The sequence below is a fragment of the Pantoea alfalfae genome, from assembly GCF_019880205.1.
Classification (GTDB): Bacteria; Pseudomonadota; Gammaproteobacteria; order Enterobacterales; family Enterobacteriaceae; genus Pantoea; species Pantoea alfalfae.
In genome coordinates this window covers 189,503-205,615 of record NZ_CP082292.1, presented here as the reverse complement: position 1 = coordinate 205,615, position 16,113 = coordinate 189,503, and the positions used below count along the sequence as shown (strand labels likewise).

The window sequence follows — 16,113 nt, the reverse complement described above, 5'->3', positions numbered from 1 at the left end:
GCAGGATGCCGCGGGCCGACAATCAATAGAACGCGATGATTGAACGAGTAGCGACGTTACACCGGCAGGTCTTCGGGCTGGGAACCATAAGTGATGATGACTTCCCATCCCAGAGGACAGTGTCTGCAATTGCACTCATCACGACATTCCTTACCGCTGCGCGTCAGCTCCAGATTCACACTGGATTCCCTATTAACTCGGGCTTGAGGCCGGCGTCTGCAGTCTACGGAGTGGAGATACGGAAGTCCAGACTGCTAAATATCTTCTCGCTGCAGGACTGGACATCAGCAAGTGAATGCCTACAATCGCCCGCTGGTAAGCTATTAATCAGGATTGCTCATGACACCCGAACATCTCCCCATTGAAGAGTATGACGCACAGCTGGCGGAAAAAGTCAGTCGTTTAGAGACGATGATGACGCCGTTTGCTGCGCCCGACGTGGAGGTGTTCCGTTCGCCGGTCAGCCACTATCGGATGCGCGCCGAATTTCGCCTGTGGCACGACGGCGATGATATCTATCACATCATCTTTGATCAGCAGACACGCGAGCGGATCCGTGTTGATCAGTTCCCGGCGGCCAGCCAGCTGATCAACCAGCTGATGCCAAAGATGATCGCCGCGATCCGTGATAACCGCACCCTGCGCCATAAACTGTTTCAGATCGACTATCTGTCGACCCTGAGCAATCAGATTGTGATTTCACTGCTCTATCACCGCAAGCTGGATGATGAGTGGCAGCAGGCAGCGGCGGCGCTGCGTGACCAGCTGCGCGCTGAAGGGCTGGATGTGCAGCTGATTGGCCGTGCGACCAAAACCAAAATCTGTCTGGATCGCGACTATGTAGACGAGCGTCTGCCGGTGGCGGGTCGTGAGATTATCTATCGTCAGGTCGAGAACAGTTTTACCCAGCCCAATGCGGCGATGAATATTCAGATGCTGGAGTGGGCGCTGGATGTGACGCAGGATTCACAGGGTGATCTGCTGGAGCTTTATTGCGGCAATGGTAACTTCTCACTGGCACTGGCGCGCAATTTCCGCCGCGTGCTGGCGACTGAAATCGCCAAACCCTCTGTTGCCTCGGCGCAATACAACATTGCAGTGAACCAGATTGATAACGTGCAGATTATTCGCATGGCAGCGGAAGAGTTTACGCAGGCGATGAATGGCGTACGCAGCTTTAATCGTCTGGAAGGGATTGACCTGACCAGCTACGAATGCGAGACAATTTTTGTCGATCCGCCGCGCAGCGGACTGGATGAAGAGACGGTGAAAATGGTGCAGGCGTACCCGCGCATCCTTTACATCTCCTGTAACCCGCAAACTCTGAGCGACAATCTGCAGACGCTGTCAGAAACGCATGAGGTAACGCGGCTGGCGCTGTTTGATCAGTTCCCCTATACCCACCATATGGAATGCGGCGTTTTGCTGACGCGTAAAGCGTAAACAAAAACGGGAACCCTGAGGTTCCCGTTTTCATTCATAACTACTGATTGCGCTTGCGCTTAAATCGCGTCGCAATCCAGAACACCAGCGCCACCATCAGAACGGTGGGAACAAAGTTAGATCCAATGTCCGGGTATTCCGCCCGCACCAGCGCGCTATACACCAGAATCCCCAGCAGGAAAAACGCCGCCGCCAGACCTGGCATGCCGTCCGGCATGTTGGTGTTGAGGTAACGCTGATGCAGACACCAGGCCGCCAGACCCAGCGCAATCAGCGGAAAAATCGAAAAGGGAACAAAAGCGCTGAACAGCACAGAAAACGAGCCGTTAATCGCTAAGCCGGTAATAAAAGCCAGTGCCAGAGTGCTTTTATCGCGAATACCTGGTTGGGTCATGGACGGATCCTTACTCATTGCTCTTCGGGTTTTTCCAGGGTAACTGCCAGTCGTTCCTGCTCACGGCGATACCAGTAATAAGCGCCTTTGGCGATCATACGCAGCTGCAGTACCAGCCGATCCTCAAGCTTCCGTCGCTGCTCAGCATCAACATCCAGTGCTTCTGCACCGGCGCTGAAAACAATGGTCACCATCGCTTCCGCCTGCGCTTCGGTAAAACTACGCGGCATGCGATTTTCGACCTCAAGATAATCGGCCAGTTCAGCGATAAAGTGCTGAATTTCACGCGCCACGGCGGCACGAAAAGCGGCGGAGGTACCGGAACGTTCACGCAGTAACAGGCGGAAAGCGTTGGGATTGTTGCCGATGAACTCCATAAAGGTCGCCACCGACGTTTTAATGATGCTGCCGCCTTTGGCGATACGCTGGCGCGCCTGACGCATCAGCTGTCGCAGCATCAGCCCGCTTTCATCCACCATCGTCAGACCAAGCTCATCAACATCCTTAAAATGACGATAAAAAGAGGTGGGTGCTATCCCCGCTTCACGGGCAACTTCCCGCAAACTCAGACTGGTAAAACTGCGTTCGGCGCTGAGCTGACTGAAAGCTGCTTCAATCAGTGTACGCCGTGTACGTTCTTTTTGTTGCGCTCTGACGCCCATGCTCTCTGCCTTTAGCGGTAATGAGTGGGCACTATAACAAAATTTTCAGCGTACAGATTGGCAATCTTTGTCACCGCCTGTGAACCTCACTCTTTGTCAAAATGTGATGAAAATCGCTGATAGAATTCAGAAGTGCGCGACGAGATGTTAGAATCTCGTTGTAAAAATGTATAAATAATAGGACGTATCGGTATGCAAAAGTCTTACGATTACGATGCCATTGTGATTGGCTCAGGGCCCGGCGGTGAAGGGGCGGCGATGGGGCTGGTAAAACAGGGAGCGCGCATCGCCGTGATCGAACGCTACCACAACATCGGCGGCGGTTGTACGCACTGGGGCACCATCCCTTCTAAAGCCCTTCGCCACGCCGTCAGTCGCATTATTGAATTTAACCAGAACCCACTCTACAGCGATCATACCCGACTGCTTCGCTCCTCTTTTGCCGACATTCTCAATCACACAGAAAATGTTATCAGCCAGCAGACAGCCATGCGTCAGGGCTTCTACGAGCGTAACCGCTGTGAACTTTATCAGGGTGATGCGCATTTTGTTGATGCTAATACCATTGAGATTGAGCAACCTGATGGCACGCGTGAGACGCTGACGGCAGAGAAGTTTGTTATCGCCTGCGGTTCACGACCTTACCATCCTGACGATGTCGACTTTACCCACCCCCGCGTTTATGACTCTGACTCTATCCTCAACCTGCACCACGAACCAGGTCACGTCATTATTTATGGCGCGGGTGTAATTGGCTGTGAATATGCGTCCATTTTCCGTGGCCTGAACGTCAAAGTTGATCTGATTAACACCCGCGATCGCCTGCTGGCATTCCTTGATCAGGAGATGTCTGACTCCCTCTCTTACCACTTCTGGAACAGCGGCGTAGTCATTCGTCACAACGAAGAGTTTGAGAAGATCGAAGGCGTGGAAGATGGCGTGATCATGCATCTGAAGTCCGGCAAGAAAGTGAAAGCAGACTGTCTGCTTTACGCCAATGGCCGTACCGGTAACACTGATTCGCTGTCGCTGGAAAATGTCGGTCTGGAAGCGGATGGTCGTGGCCTGCTGAAAGTGAACAGCATGTATCAGACCGCTCAGCCACACATCTATGCCGTGGGTGACGTGATTGGCTATCCCAGCCTGGCCTCTGCTGCCTACGATCAGGGCCGTATTGCCGCGCAGGCGATTATCAAAGGAGAAGCGTCAGCGCACCTGATTGAAGATATCCCGACCGGCATCTACACCATTCCGGAAATCAGCTCTGTAGGTAAAACCGAGCAGCAGCTGACGGCCATGAAGGTGCCTTACGAAGTGGGCCGCGCGCAGTTCAAACATCTGGCGCGGGCGCAGATCGTCGGCATGAACGTTGGCAGCCTGAAAATTCTGTTCCATCGCGAAACGAAAGAGATTCTGGGGATCCACTGTTTTGGTGAGCGTGCCGCCGAGATTATTCACATCGGTCAGGCGATCATGGAGCAAAAAAATGGTGGTAACACGATTGAGTACTTCGTGAATACCACCTTTAATTATCCGACCATGGCTGAAGCCTATCGCGTTGCCGCGTTAAACGGCTTAAACCGCCTGTTTTAAGGCAGCGTCGAAATAGTGCGCCATGTGGGTTTTAATCGCCTCTGCCAGCTGTTCATAACGGCTGCGCAGAGGTGACCCCGGGCGATAGACCAGCGCAATTGTACGCTGTGGCACCGGTTTGTAGCAGGGAAGATAGCAGACGCCATCGCGGACGCGTTCCGGCGGGACGGCAAGCGCCGGTAACAGCGTAATCCCGCTGCCAGCCGCCACCATATTGCGCAGCGTCTCAAGACTGGTTGCGCGGAAGTGGGTATCTTCATCCGCACCCGCCTCAAAGCAGAAACCCATCGCCTGGTCACGCAGACAGTGCCCGTCTTCCAGCATCAGCAACTTCTCGCCAGCCAGATCAGACATCGGTACGCGATCGCGGTCGCACCACGGATGATCGGCATAGACTGCCAGCTTCATCGGCTCATCAAATAACGGCACTTCGATAAAAGCCTGACTCTCTTTGACCAGCGCGATAATCGCGCAGTCCAGCTTGCCGCTGTCGAGCTGAGACAACAACTGTTGCGTCTGCGCTTCGTGCAGGTACATCTCCAGTTTCGGGAATGTCTGGTGCAGCGTAGGGATAATCTGTGGCAATAAATAGGGCGCGGTGGTCGGAATAAGGCCGATATGCAGCGGACCTGACATCGCTTCCCCTTGCTGACTGGCCATCTCTTTCAGCACTTTCACTTCACGCAGTACCGTTCGCGCCTGATCCACCAGCAGCAGACCTGCCTGTGTGAACAGCACTTTGCGGCTGGTGCGCTCCAGCAGCATCACACCCAGCTCATCTTCCAGCTTACGGATCTGCCCGCTTAATGTTGGCTGACTGACATGACACGCATCCGCGGCACGGCGGAAATGACGGTGTTCAGCAAGCGAAACCAGATATTCAAGATCACGAATATTCATTATTACCCTCCAAACCACGATAGCCCGTGGCGATAGATAGAATAGCAATGAACGATTGGCCCTATCAAGGGTGGTTGGGAATAATGCGCGCATCAAATGGAACGCGGCAGGTCAGGAGCAAAAAATGTTTGCAAGTCAGGAAGGTAACGCTATTCCGTCAGTCACTTTTCACACACGTCAGGGCGATCGCTGGGTTGATGTCACCACAGAAGCGCTGTTTAAAGACAAAACGGTGATCGTTTTTTCACTGCCGGGAGCCTTTACACCCACCTGCTCCTCCAGCCATCTGCCGCGTTACAACGAATTAGCGGGTCTGTTTGCCCAACATGGGGTGGACAGCATTCTGTGCGTTTCAGTGAATGACACCTTTGTGATGAACGCCTGGAAAGCCGAACAGCGCGCAGACAACATTACTTTTATTCCCGATGGCAACGGCGAGTTCACGCGTGGCATGGAGATGCTGGTTGAGAAAGCCGATCTCGGTTTTGGCCCGCGTTCATGGCGTTACTCGATGCTGGTGCGTAACGGCATGGTCGAGAAAATGTTCGTTGAGCCGAACAAACCTGGTGACCCGTTTGAGGTCTCCGATGCTGACACCATGCTGCGCTATCTGGCGCCGGAGTGTAAAGCCCAGGAGTCGGTCTCCATATTCACTAAACCTGGCTGCACCTTCTGCACTCAGGCAAAACAGATGCTGATGGATCACGGTATTCAGTACGAAGAAATTGTGCTGGGGCAGGATGCGACAACCGTAAGTTTGCGTGCCGTATCAGGCCGGGCGACGGTGCCGCAGATCTTCATGGGCGGTCGTCACATTGGCGGCAGTGAGGATCTGCAACAATATTTGCTGTCAGCGTAAGAGAATCTGAGCGTCGGCCGGGAGAGCGGGCGCTTTGATGATGTGCCTATAAAAAAGTAGTAATTCTGAAGCTAGAGGTTGGCGGGCATTTAATGTGCCCGCTTTTTTTACCTGCTAAGCAGCTGACAACCACTTTTTCAGATCTCGCAATTATTACACGGAAAATAGTCAGATTAACTGGAGGACCTATAATAATGCCAGATAATAGGTAAGAACCCGCAACTTACACATACTCAACTCTCTGGGAAATTCTCTTCAGAAAAAACCTCACCCACGAAATAAGATAAACAACGTTAATTCGTTAAAATTACCATACTGCAACCCATGTAAAAATACGCACAGTGGATATAATTTGAAATTATTCATACTGAAATCCGCATAACAAAAATAAAATAATACCAGTGCGTAAAATGGAAATTATGCTATATACCATCTCCCATCACTCGGTTATTTTTGACTTCGTCGAATACCTTTATATGTTCAGACGAAAATCCTGGTCTATTTAGAAACAACTTTTTGATGGATATAATTATGCGTACTTTATCTTATGAAGAAACAAATGCAGTGAGTGGTGCTGACCTGCAAGGTGCACTCATCGGCATGGTAGATGGTGCAGCAACAGGTATGGCGATTGGGGGTAAATGGGGGGGAGCAGGTGGCTTCGGTTTCGGCGCCATAGCCCAGCTTGTTGGCCTGATTATTCCAACTATCATGGGTGGTGTCGCAGGCTTAGTTGTCGGCGCTGCCACCGATACCGCTTCAGTGCAAAGCCTGATTGCAGATTATCGTACCGCTTTCGGTCCAGGTAACGTTGATCATGGCGGCACGATCGGTTAATCCTCGCGACTAGTGACTCCAGGGGGCGATACAGTGTCTGAGAAACTTATCACTGCGCCCTTTTTTCTTCTGCAGAATAAAAATGGAATCTCGCATGAGAATGTTATCGATTAATGAATTTCAATATGTCAGTGGTGCGGCGGTAATTACTACTGAAACCTGGGCTTATATGGATCAGGTGCTGAGTAATACCTTAGATGGCGCATCTACTGGCATGGCGATTGGTGGAAAATGGGGAGGCGCAGGCGGCATTATATTTGGCGCTATATCTCAACTAGTCGGTCTTATTGTCCCCGCAATAATGGGCGGCATATTGGGCATGGTATCCAGCATTACGATAGGTTACGAGGCGACAGGGCTGTTACTAAATGATTATCGGGAAAAATTCGGCACTGCTTAATTTTTTCAAAAAAACAAACTAAAGACTACCGGTAATAGCAACTGATGTTGGTTTTCGCCCAAAGTTTTAGTACGATCGAATAATCAGCACACCCAGTGGTTAATAATTTCGCAAAGGTAATGCCCTTTACCTGACATTATAATAACGGGCAAAGCATTAACTCTGCCCGCTTCTCAATCACGCCAGACGCTGCTTAGCATCACCGATGGCACGCGCAACCTGCTGTGGCGAGACACCGCCCTGCGCATTACGCTTATCCAGACAGGATTGTAGCGCCAGAATCGGATAAACATCCTCGCCAATCACCGAGCTGAACTGCTGCAACTGCGCCAGCGACAACGCTTCCAGCGCCACGCCCTGCCCGATGGCAGCAACCACCACTTCCCCGACGATATGGTGTGCTTCACGGAATGGCACACCTTTAGCGACCAGATAGTCAGCCAGTTCGGTGGAGTTTGCGTAACCCTGTTCCGCCGCTTCCTGGCAGCGCGGACGCTTAACCTGCAGGCCATCCAGCACCAGTACGGACATATGCAGACAGTCGAGCCAGGTGTCGAGCGCGTCAAACAGCCCCTCTTTGTCTTCCTGCATATCTTTGTTGTAGGCAAGTGGCAAACCTTTCAGCGTCATCATCATGCCGGTCAGTGCGCCCTGCACCCGACCACACTTGCCGCGAATCAGCTCCAGCGCATCCGGGTTTTTCTTCTGCGGCATCAGCGATGAGCCAGAAGTGACTTTATCTGACAGCTCAATAAAGCCCGCTTCGCCGGTATTGAAGAAGATCATATCTTCAGCAAAACGCGACAGATGCACCATGCCAATGGCCGCATCAGACAGCAGCTCCAGCACGTGATCGCGATCTGATACCGTATCCAGACTATTGCGCGTTGCAGAAGCAAAGCCCAGCCAGCCAGCCAGTTGCTGACGATCGATCTCGTAAGCGGTACCAGCCAGAGCGCCACAGCCCAGCGGGCTGACATCAAGCCGCTTCAGGGTATCCTGCAGACGGCTCTCGTCACGCGCCAGCATTTCAACGTAGGCCAGACACCAGTGCGCAAATGTCACCGGCTGCGCACGCTGCAGGTGGGTGTAGCCAGGCATCACCGCATCCTGATTCACTTCCGCGGTGACCACCAGTGCCTGCTGAAGATCACGCGTGGCTCCCAGCAGCGCCTCAATCTGCACCTTGCACCACAGTTTCAGATCGGTCGCGACCTGATCGTTACGGCTACGGCCGGTATGCAGCTTTTTACCCAGCGCACCGACTTTGTCGATCAGCTTGCCTTCAACCCAGCTGTGGATATCTTCGGCGTCGCTCTGCAGGATCTGTTCAGGATTCTCACGCACGTCATCCAGTAACGCATTCAGCGCTGCTTCCAGCTGCTGCTGCTCATCCTGAGTCAGAACATTGACCGTCACCAGCGCTTTGGACCAGGCAACAGAGCCAATGATGTCCTGCTCAGCCAGGCGGTAATCGAAGCGCAGCGAGTCATTGAACTGTTTAAAACGCTGATCCGCTGCCTGAGTAAACCGTCCACCCCAAAGTGCCATGTGAAAACTCCTCTGAATCGTTAAACAAGAGGCGGCATAAATGCCGCCCCTGAATGAAAACTGTGAGGCGAGGCGCACCCCGCCTGAAAATTACTTCTTCTGCTCGTTCAGGGCGCGGATACGCGAAGAGAGCGAGAACAGACGGATAAAGCCGCCCGCATGACGGTGATCGTAGACCTCATCTTCACCAAAGGTGGCGAACTCTTCTGAGTAGAGGCTGTTCGCGGAACGCTTCTGGGTGGCTGTCGCCTGGCCTTTATAAAGCTGCAGCACCACTTCACCGTTAACGTCTTCCGCCAGCGATTCAGCAGCAGCCTGAATTGACTTACGCAGCGGTGCGAACCAGCGGCCGTCATAAACCACGTAAGACATCTCGTGACCCAGCTGCTCACGCCATTTGAAGCTATCGCGATCCAGCACCAGCTGCTCAACCGCACGCAGCGCATTCACCATGATGGTGCCGCCCGGGGTTTCGTAGCAGCCGCGGGATTTAATGCCCACCAGACGGTTTTCAACGATATCGATACGGCCAACGCCATGCTTTGCGCCCAGCACGTTGAGTTTTTCCAGACACTGGAACGGACTCAGTTTTTCGCCGTTAACCGCCACAACCCGACCTTTTTCCACGGTTACGGTCACTTCTTCAGGCTGGTCAGGGGCGTCCAGCGGATCGACAGTCCAGACCCAGCAATCTTTATTCGGTGCACTGGCCGGGCTTTCCAGCACGCCGCCTTCGGTGGAGATGTGCCAGGCGTTTTCGTCACGGCTGTAGATTTTTTCCAGCGACGCGGTGGTCGGGATGTTGCGCTCTTTCAGGTAGTCCAGCAGCGCTTCACGTGAACGCAGGTTCCATTCACGCCACGGTGCCACCACTTTGAGCTGCGGTGCCAGCGCGGTGTAGGTGGTTTCGAAACGCACCTGGTCATTCCCTTTACCGGTTGCGCCGTGACACAGCGCATCTGCGCCCACTTTCAGCGCCAGCTCAACCTGGGCTTTAGCGATGATAGGACGCGCCATTGAGGTGCCCAGCAGATAGGTGCCTTCATACAGCGCACCGGTCTGCAGCACCGGATAGACGTAGTCGCTGATAAACTCTTCACGCAGGTCAACCACGTGGCATTCAGATGCGCCGGACTGCAGGGCTTTCTTCTCTACACCTTCCAGATCGCCGCGCTCCTGACCGATGTCCGCTACGAAAGCGACCACTTCACAGCCGCCGTAGTTCTCTTTCAGCCATGGAATAATGGCTGACGTATCAAGACCACCGGAGTAAGCCAGAACGATTTTTTTGATGTTTTGCGTTTGCATTTCGTAATCCTTGAATCAGAGTCGTTAAGCGAGAATCCGGGTGCCAATAGACACGCCGTTAAACAGGTCAGGCAGCCGCTCAGCGTGACGCCAGCTGGCAATATCCACCGGACGGCCCAGCGTACGCGCCGCATCAAGCGCAGCGTGCACTTTAACAATCATGCCGTCAGTAATAATGCCCTGGGTAATCAGCTGCTCAGCTTTGTCGGCGGTCATCTCTTCGATGCGCTGACCTTTGCCGTCGAGAATACCACTGACGTCTGACAACAGAACCAGATCGGCGCCCAGCGTTGAGGCCAGTGCGGTCGCCGCCTGGTCAGCGTTGACGTTCATCAGGTCGCCGCTGTCAGTAATGCCAATGGAGCTCACCACCGGCATATAACCGGCCGCCAGCAGGGTGTTCAGCAAGGCCGGATCTCCCGGCATTGCATGGCCAACATGGCCGAGTTCTTCATCAAACGGGGCGACATTGACGATGCCCGCATCGCCCAGGCAGAGGCCGACCGCGTTGATGCCCGATTTTTTCGCCCAGGCCAGCAGCGTTTTATTCGCGGTTCCCGCCAGCGCACCGGTAATAATGTCAATCTGATCGGCCGGGGTGACGCGCAGGCCATTTTTCTTCATCACCGGCAGCGCCAGCTTTTTCATCAGCTCATCCACCAGGCAGCCGCCGCCGTGGACGATGATCAGCGGACGCTGATGAGCGCTACGATAGTTAAGCAGTGCTTCAAACAAGCGCGCCAGCGCTTCTTCGCTGTCTAACAGCACACCGCCCAGCTTAATAATCAATGGATTAGTCATGGTTTAGTTATCCGTTAAATCAGTGACTGCGTTTCAGGGAAGCCGAACCGGATGTTCAGGCACTGTACTGCCTGCGATGCCGCCCCTTTCAGCAGATTATCTTCGGCTGCTACAACAATCAGATGTTCGTCCTGCACTTCAAAACCGATATCGCAGTAAGGCAGGCCGACAACGGCTTTCAGCGCCGGTACGCCCTTATCGTAGAGGCGCACCAGCGGCTTGTCGTCATAGGCACGATGGAAGACGGCAGCGATATCTTCGCGGCTGACACCCGCTTTCAGACGGCAGGTGATGGTCGCCAGGATACCGCGCGGGAAGCTCCCCAGGTGCGGTGTAAAGATCACTGGCGTACCGAGGTGCGCGACAATTTCCGGGTGGTGACGATGATTAAACAGACCGTAAGGCTGCAGGCTCACTTCGCAGAAGCTGGTCCCGACACTGGCTTTACGTCCGGCACCGCTCACGCCGCTGGTGGCGTTAATAACCGGCCACTGCGCATCGTTTAACAGTCCCGCATCCACCAGAGGTTTCAGTGCCAGCTGAGCCGCGGTCGGGTAGCAACCGGGTACCGCCACCAGCTGCGCCTGCTGAATTTTCTCATGCTGATATTCCGCCAGGCCGTAAACGGCTTTATCGAGCCAGTCGCCATGCTGATGCGTGAAACCGTAGAAACGGGTGTAAAAATCAGCGTCGTTAACGCGGAACGCACCCGACAGGTCGAATACCACACAGCCAGCCTTGAGAAATTCCGGGGCCAGGTCGTGGCTGACTTCGTGGGCCGTCGCCAGGAACACGACATCCACTTTGTCTGCCCACTCCTCCGCGCTGCTCAGCGGCTGCAGTGGTAAATCCACCACGCCTTTCAGCTGCGGATGGAGATCGGACAGGCGCTTGCCGGCATCAGGGCTTTGCGCCGAAACCGCCAAAGCGGTTATGTTGATATGTGGATGGCGATTCAGGAAGGTGGCAAGCTCAACACCAGCATAACCACTGGCACCAACGATCAGCGTATTCAACATCAGGCTGTAACCCTTTTTACAGTCGCACGTTCCGGGTCGCGGCCTTGCCCCGTTACCCACCCTGTCATCTGCAGTGATTTAAGGTTCCCTTGCAGAGGACGTTAATGTATTTTTATTCACTATTACTGCATGAATATGGATACATCCTAACCCAAGGACCGCCAACAGTGAAGACAAAATTACCGCCTTTTATTGAACTGTACAGCCAGTTAATCGCCACACCGTCGATCAGTGCAACCGATGCCGCACTGGATCAGAGTAATGAAACTTTAATCAATTTGCTGGCCGGCTGGTTCCGCGACCTTGGCTTCAGCGTTGAAGTGCAACCGGTGCCCGGCACCCGCAATAAATTTAACATGCTGGCGCGAACCGGCAACGGAGCGGGCGGCCTGCTGTTAGCGGGTCATACGGATACCGTTCCCTTTGACGATGGCCGCTGGACGCGCGATCCCTTTACCCTGACCGAGCACGACAACAAGCTCTATGGTCTGGGCACGGCAGACATGAAAGGCTTCTTCGCCTTTATTCTCGATACGCTGCGCGATGTGGATGTCAGCACACTGAGTAAGCCGCTCTATATCCTCGCCACAGCCGATGAAGAGACCACCATGGCGGGTGCCAAATATTTTTCGGAATCAACGCAACTGCGTCCCGACTGCGCCATCATCGGTGAACCGACCTCGCTGAAACCGGTGCGCGCGCACAAGGGCCATCTGTCCAACGTGATTCGTATTGAAGGGAAATCGGGCCATTCCAGCGATCCGGCGCGTGGCGTCAATGCCATTGAACTGATGCATGAGTCGATCACCCATCTGATGCAACTGCGTAACACGCTGCAGGAGCGTTATCACCATGACGGCTTTGCCATCCCCTATCCCACCATGAATTTCGGCCATATTCATGGCGGAGACGCCGCTAACCGTATCTGCGCCTGCTGTGAACTGCATATGGATATCCGTCCGCTGCCGGGCCTGTCGCTGGGCGATCTGGATGGTTTACTGAACGAGGCGCTGGCACCGGTGAGTGCACGCTGGCCTGGCCGTGTCACGGTGGCCGAACTGCATCCTCCGATTCCGGGTTATGAGTGTCCGGCGAATCATGAGCTGGTGAGTGTGGTTGAGAAATTACTGGGTACGCCAACCGAGGTGGTGAACTACTGCACCGAAGCGCCGTTTATTCAGCAGCTCTGCCCGACGCTGGTCCTGGGTCCGGGTTCCATAAATCAGGCACATCAGCCAGATGAATTTATCGATACGGCATTTATTAAGCCGACCCGGGCGCTTATCAGTCAGGTTGTGCAGCATTTTTGTCACTGATTGACAGTAAATGGGGCATTTCACTGTATTAACAGCAAAATGCCCCCTCATTCTGCGTGAATTAACAATAAGAATAACTTATCCCGCTTCCTTCCCGATAAATTCTGTGAATTTCCGTTAGTTAGCGCCATCTTCAGCGCACTTTAACGCATTTGACGAACGCAACATTACGTGGCTAGATAAAAGACGATGTTATGCCCACCGGGTGATTATCCAGAACGTTTCAGAATGCGGACAGGCGGCAACGGAGCCGGTTCCCTTTAGAGTATCGGGAACACGATGTTGCTGATTTTTTGCTGCCTGAAAGGTCGGGTGTAGAAGTTTTTAAAGACGATAAGGGTGTCAGGGTCCAATGAACGAACAATATTCCGCAATGCGAAGTAATGTCAGTATGCTCGGCAAACTGCTCGGGGATACGATTAAGGATGCACTGGGAGAGAACATCCTCGACCAGGTGGAAACCATCCGTAAGCTCTCCAAGTCATCCCGTGCAGGCAATGATACTCATCGTAAAGAGCTGCTCAATACGCTGCAGAACCTCTCCAACGAGGAGCTTCTGCCGGTTGCACGCGCATTCAGCCAGTTTCTGAACCTCACCAACGTGGCTGAGCAGTATCAGACCATCTCGCAGAGCGGCGAAGGTGAGAACCATCCTGAACTGCTGAAAAAGACCTTTGATACCCTGAAGCAGCAGAAAGATATCAGCGAAACCGACATTCTGGCGGCCATTGAGTCGCTGTCGCTGGAGCTGGTGCTGACTGCGCACCCGACCGAAATCACCCGCCGTACGCTGATTCACAAGCTGGTTGAAGTGAACAGCTGTCTGAAACAGCTCGACCACAGCGACGTCTCCGACTACGAGCGTAACCAGATTATGCGCCGTCTGCGTCAGCTGGTGGCACAGGCGTGGCACACCGATGAGATCCGTAAATATCGTCCGACCCCTGTCGACGAAGCCAAATGGGGCTTCGCCGTCGTGGAAAACAGCCTGTGGGAAGGCGTTCCTGCCTTCCTGCGTGAGCTGAATGAGCAGGTCGAAGAGGCCTTTGGCATTAAGCTGCCGGTCGATTTCGTGCCGGTTCAGTTCACCTCCTGGATGGGTGGCGACCGCGACGGTAACCCGAACGTCACGGCATCGATCACCCGCCATGTGATGCAGCTAAGCCGCTGGAAAGCCACAGACCTGTTCCTGCGTGATATCGGCGTATTGATTTCCGAGCTGTCGATGTCCGAGTGCAGCGAAGAGATCCGCGAGCTCAGCGGCGATCCGGAAGCGCTGGAACCTTATCGCGTAATCCTGAAACGCCTGCGCAGCCAGTTAATGTCTACCCAGTCATTCCTGGAACGCCGCCTGAAAGGTGAGCGTCTGCCGCGTCCGGCCGATTTGCTGGTCTCAAACGATCAGCTGTGGGACCCGTTGTATGCCATCTATCAGTCACTGCAACAGTGCGGCATGGGCATTATTGCCAACGGTCAGTTGCTCGATACGCTGCGCCGCGTGAAATGCTTCGGCGTGCCGCTGGTGCGTATCGATCTGCGTCAGGAAAGTACCCGCCATACAGAGGCGATTGCTGAAGTCACCCGTTACCTGGGCCTCGGCGATTATGAAAGCTGGTCCGAAGCAGACAAACAGGCCTTCCTGATCCGTGAACTGAACTCCAAACGCCCATTGCTGCCACGCAGCTGGGAACCCAGCGATGAGACGCGTGAAGTGCTGGAGACCTGTCGCGTTGCGGCTGAAGCGCCACAAGGCTCTATCGCCGCTTATGTTATTTCGATGGCGAAAACCCCGTCCGACGTGCTGGCCGTGCATCTGCTGCTGAAAGAAGCAGGTATCGGCTATGCGATGCCGGTTGCACCGCTGTTTGAAACACTGGATGACCTGAACAACGCAAACGACGTGATGAGCCAGTTACTGAGCATCGACTGGTATCGCGGCTTTATTCAGGGCAAACAGATGGTGATGATTGGCTATTCTGACTCGGCGAAAGATGCCGGTGTGATGGCCGCCAGCTGGGCGCAGTATCAGGCACAGGATGCGCTGATTAAAACCTGCGAAAAAGCCGGGATTTCACTGACGCTGTTCCACGGACGCGGCGGCAGCATTGGCCGTGGCGGCGCACCTGCCCATGCTGCGCTGCTGTCACAACCGCCAGGCAGCCTGCGCGGCGGTCTGCGTGTGACCGAACAGGGCGAGATGATCCGCTTTAAATATGGTTTACCAGCCGTGACGATCGCCAGCCTGTCGCTCTACACCGGCGCGATTCTGGAAGCGAACCTGATGCCACCACCGGAGCCAAAACGCGAATGGCGCGACATCATGGATCAGCTCTCTGCTGACTCCTGCGCAATGTATCGCGGGTATGTGCGTGAAAATGCAGACTTCGTCCCCTACTTCCGTTCGGCGACGCCGGAGCAGGAACTGGGTAAATTACCGCTCGGCTCACGTCCGGCTAAACGCCGTCCTACCGGTGGCGTGGAGTCGCTACGTGCGATCCCGTGGATTTTTGCCTGGACGCAGAACCGCCTGATGCTGCCTGCCTGGCTCGGTGCCGGTGCTGCCCTGCAGCAGGCGATGGCGGCCGGTCATCAGGATCAGCTGGAAGCGATGTGCCGCGACTGGCCGTTCTTCTCAACCCGTCTGGGCATGCTGGAGATGGTGTTCTCGAAAGCGGACCTGTGGCTGGCGGAATATTACGATCAGCGTCTGGTCGACAAATCACTCTGGCCGCTGGGCAAACAGCTACGCGATCAGCTTGATGCCGATATTAAAGCGGTACTGACCATCGCCAACGACTCGCACCTGATGGCTGACCAGCCGTGGATTGCCGAGTCGATTGCGCTGCGTAACGTCTATACCGATCCGCTCAACGTACTCCAGGCAGAACTGCTGCATCGTTCCCGTGCGCAGGAAGCGCGGGGTGAAGAACCGGATGCCCGCGTTGAGCAGGCTCTGATGGTGACGATTGCGGGTGTCGCAGCAGGCATGCGCAATACCGGTTAATCCTGATCAGGCGCGGCCCCCACTCC

General features: G+C 54.3%; 14 protein-coding genes and 1 riboswitch. Of the genes, 7 read left to right on the top strand and 7 right to left on the bottom strand.

Going from position 1 to position 16,113, the window contains the following annotated elements; translation table 11 throughout:
- Positions 1-46: 46 nt before the first annotated feature.
- Positions 47-229: riboswitch (cobalamin riboswitch) on the bottom strand.
- A 110-nt stretch (positions 230-339) separates the two neighbouring features.
- The gene (trmA, locus tag K6R05_RS00945; RefSeq protein ID WP_222924846.1) at positions 340-1,443 is read left to right on the top strand and encodes a tRNA (uridine(54)-C5)-methyltransferase TrmA; all 1,104 of its coding nucleotides are present in this window, start codon (positions 340-342) and stop codon (positions 1,441-1,443) included.
- 40 nt (positions 1,444-1,483) lie between these two features.
- Here the strand turns inward: trmA and K6R05_RS00940 are convergent, their stop codons facing one another.
- Together K6R05_RS00940 and fabR are read right to left on the bottom strand one after the other, a co-directional pair.
- On the bottom strand, positions 1,484-1,837 hold the full coding sequence (locus K6R05_RS00940; RefSeq protein WP_161733034.1) for a YijD family membrane protein: 354 nt from the start codon (positions 1,835-1,837) through the stop codon (positions 1,484-1,486).
- Between the two features lie 14 nt (positions 1,838-1,851).
- A complete protein-coding gene (gene fabR, locus K6R05_RS00935; protein ID WP_013359449.1) occupies positions 1,852-2,499 on the bottom strand; it encodes an HTH-type transcriptional repressor FabR in 648 nt (215 codons plus the stop codon).
- 192 nt (positions 2,500-2,691) lie between these two features.
- Here fabR and sthA point away from each other — a divergent pair, with 192 nt between their 5' ends.
- Positions 2,692-4,092 carry a Si-specific NAD(P)(+) transhydrogenase gene (gene sthA, locus K6R05_RS00930; RefSeq protein ID WP_013359450.1) on the top strand — a complete coding sequence of 467 codons (1,401 nt, stop codon included), beginning with the start codon at positions 2,692-2,694 and terminating at the stop codon, positions 4,090-4,092.
- On the opposite strand, the gene oxyR is transcribed toward sthA, so the two are convergent.
- A complete protein-coding gene (oxyR, locus tag K6R05_RS00925; protein WP_033734435.1) occupies positions 4,075-4,992 on the bottom strand; it encodes a DNA-binding transcriptional regulator OxyR in 918 nt (305 codons plus the stop codon). The genes sthA and oxyR overlap by 18 nt on opposite strands.
- Positions 4,993-5,116: 124 nt before the next feature.
- Here oxyR and K6R05_RS00920 point away from each other — a divergent pair, with 124 nt between their 5' ends.
- The 3 genes from K6R05_RS00920 to K6R05_RS00910 all read left to right on the top strand — a co-directional run bounded on the left by K6R05_RS00920 (position 5,117) and on the right by K6R05_RS00910 (position 7,088).
- Complete coding sequence (locus K6R05_RS00920) at positions 5,117-5,851, top strand: glutathione peroxidase (RefSeq protein WP_161733032.1); 735 nt, start codon at positions 5,117-5,119, stop codon at positions 5,849-5,851.
- A 531-nt stretch (positions 5,852-6,382) separates the two neighbouring features.
- Positions 6,383-6,688: a DUF5862 family protein gene (locus tag K6R05_RS00915; protein WP_161733030.1), complete on the top strand. Its 306-nt coding sequence runs from the start codon at positions 6,383-6,385 to the stop codon at positions 6,686-6,688.
- Between the two features lie 94 nt (positions 6,689-6,782).
- Entirely contained in the window at positions 6,783-7,088 is a 306-nt protein-coding gene (locus K6R05_RS00910) for a DUF5862 family protein (RefSeq protein WP_202604887.1), read from the top strand.
- A 177-nt stretch (positions 7,089-7,265) separates the two neighbouring features.
- On the opposite strand, the gene argH is transcribed toward K6R05_RS00910, so the two are convergent.
- The 4 genes from argH to argC all read right to left on the bottom strand — a co-directional run bounded on the left by argH (position 7,266) and on the right by argC (position 11,767).
- Positions 7,266-8,639, bottom strand: coding sequence for an argininosuccinate lyase (argH, locus tag K6R05_RS00905; RefSeq protein WP_222924845.1), 1,374 nt, complete (start codon positions 8,637-8,639; stop codon positions 7,266-7,268).
- A gap of 90 nt (positions 8,640-8,729) precedes the next feature.
- Positions 8,730-9,947, bottom strand: a complete 1,218-nt coding sequence (locus tag K6R05_RS00900; protein ID WP_222924844.1) for an argininosuccinate synthase — start codon at positions 9,945-9,947, stop codon at positions 8,730-8,732.
- 24 nt (positions 9,948-9,971) lie between these two features.
- Positions 9,972-10,748 (bottom strand): acetylglutamate kinase, encoded by a 777-nt coding sequence (gene argB / locus K6R05_RS00895; RefSeq protein ID WP_161733024.1) that lies wholly within the window; start codon positions 10,746-10,748, stop codon positions 9,972-9,974.
- Between the two features lie 14 nt (positions 10,749-10,762).
- A complete protein-coding gene (gene argC, locus K6R05_RS00890) occupies positions 10,763-11,767 on the bottom strand; it encodes an N-acetyl-gamma-glutamyl-phosphate reductase (RefSeq protein WP_161733022.1) in 1,005 nt (334 codons plus the stop codon).
- A gap of 167 nt (positions 11,768-11,934) precedes the next feature.
- Here argC and argE point away from each other — a divergent pair, with 167 nt between their 5' ends.
- The gene (gene argE, locus K6R05_RS00885; protein ID WP_222924843.1) at positions 11,935-13,083 is read left to right on the top strand and encodes an acetylornithine deacetylase; all 1,149 of its coding nucleotides are present in this window, start codon (positions 11,935-11,937) and stop codon (positions 13,081-13,083) included.
- 352 nt (positions 13,084-13,435) lie between these two features.
- A complete protein-coding gene (ppc, locus tag K6R05_RS00880) occupies positions 13,436-16,087 on the top strand; it encodes a phosphoenolpyruvate carboxylase (protein WP_161733018.1) in 2,652 nt (883 codons plus the stop codon).
- Positions 16,088-16,113: the final 26 nt, after the last annotated feature.

Bases quoted from the DNA above. Each gene is read 5' to 3' on its own strand.
- trmA (WP_222924846.1), top strand. From the start codon at position 340: ATGACACCCGAACATCTCCCCATTGAAGAGTATGACGCACAGCTGGCG.
- K6R05_RS00940 (WP_161733034.1), bottom strand. From the start codon at position 1,837: ATGACCCAACCAGGTATTCGCGATAAAAGCACTCTGGCACTGGCTTTT.
- fabR (WP_013359449.1), bottom strand. From the start codon at position 2,499: ATGGGCGTCAGAGCGCAACAAAAAGAACGTACACGGCGTACACTGATT.
- sthA (WP_013359450.1), top strand. From the start codon at position 2,692: ATGCAAAAGTCTTACGATTACGATGCCATTGTGATTGGCTCAGGGCCC.
- oxyR (WP_033734435.1), bottom strand. From the start codon at position 4,992: ATGAATATTCGTGATCTTGAATATCTGGTTTCGCTTGCTGAACACCGT.
- K6R05_RS00920 (WP_161733032.1), top strand. From the start codon at position 5,117: ATGTTTGCAAGTCAGGAAGGTAACGCTATTCCGTCAGTCACTTTTCAC.
- K6R05_RS00915 (WP_161733030.1), top strand. From the start codon at position 6,383: ATGCGTACTTTATCTTATGAAGAAACAAATGCAGTGAGTGGTGCTGAC.
- K6R05_RS00910 (WP_202604887.1), top strand. From the start codon at position 6,783: ATGAGAATGTTATCGATTAATGAATTTCAATATGTCAGTGGTGCGGCG.
- argH (WP_222924845.1), bottom strand. From the start codon at position 8,639: ATGGCACTTTGGGGTGGACGGTTTACTCAGGCAGCGGATCAGCGTTTT.
- K6R05_RS00900 (WP_222924844.1), bottom strand. From the start codon at position 9,947: ATGCAAACGCAAAACATCAAAAAAATCGTTCTGGCTTACTCCGGTGGT.
- argB (WP_161733024.1), bottom strand. From the start codon at position 10,748: ATGACTAATCCATTGATTATTAAGCTGGGCGGTGTGCTGTTAGACAGC.
- argC (WP_161733022.1), bottom strand. From the start codon at position 11,767: ATGTTGAATACGCTGATCGTTGGTGCCAGTGGTTATGCTGGTGTTGAG.
- ppc (WP_161733018.1), top strand. From the start codon at position 13,436: ATGAACGAACAATATTCCGCAATGCGAAGTAATGTCAGTATGCTCGGC.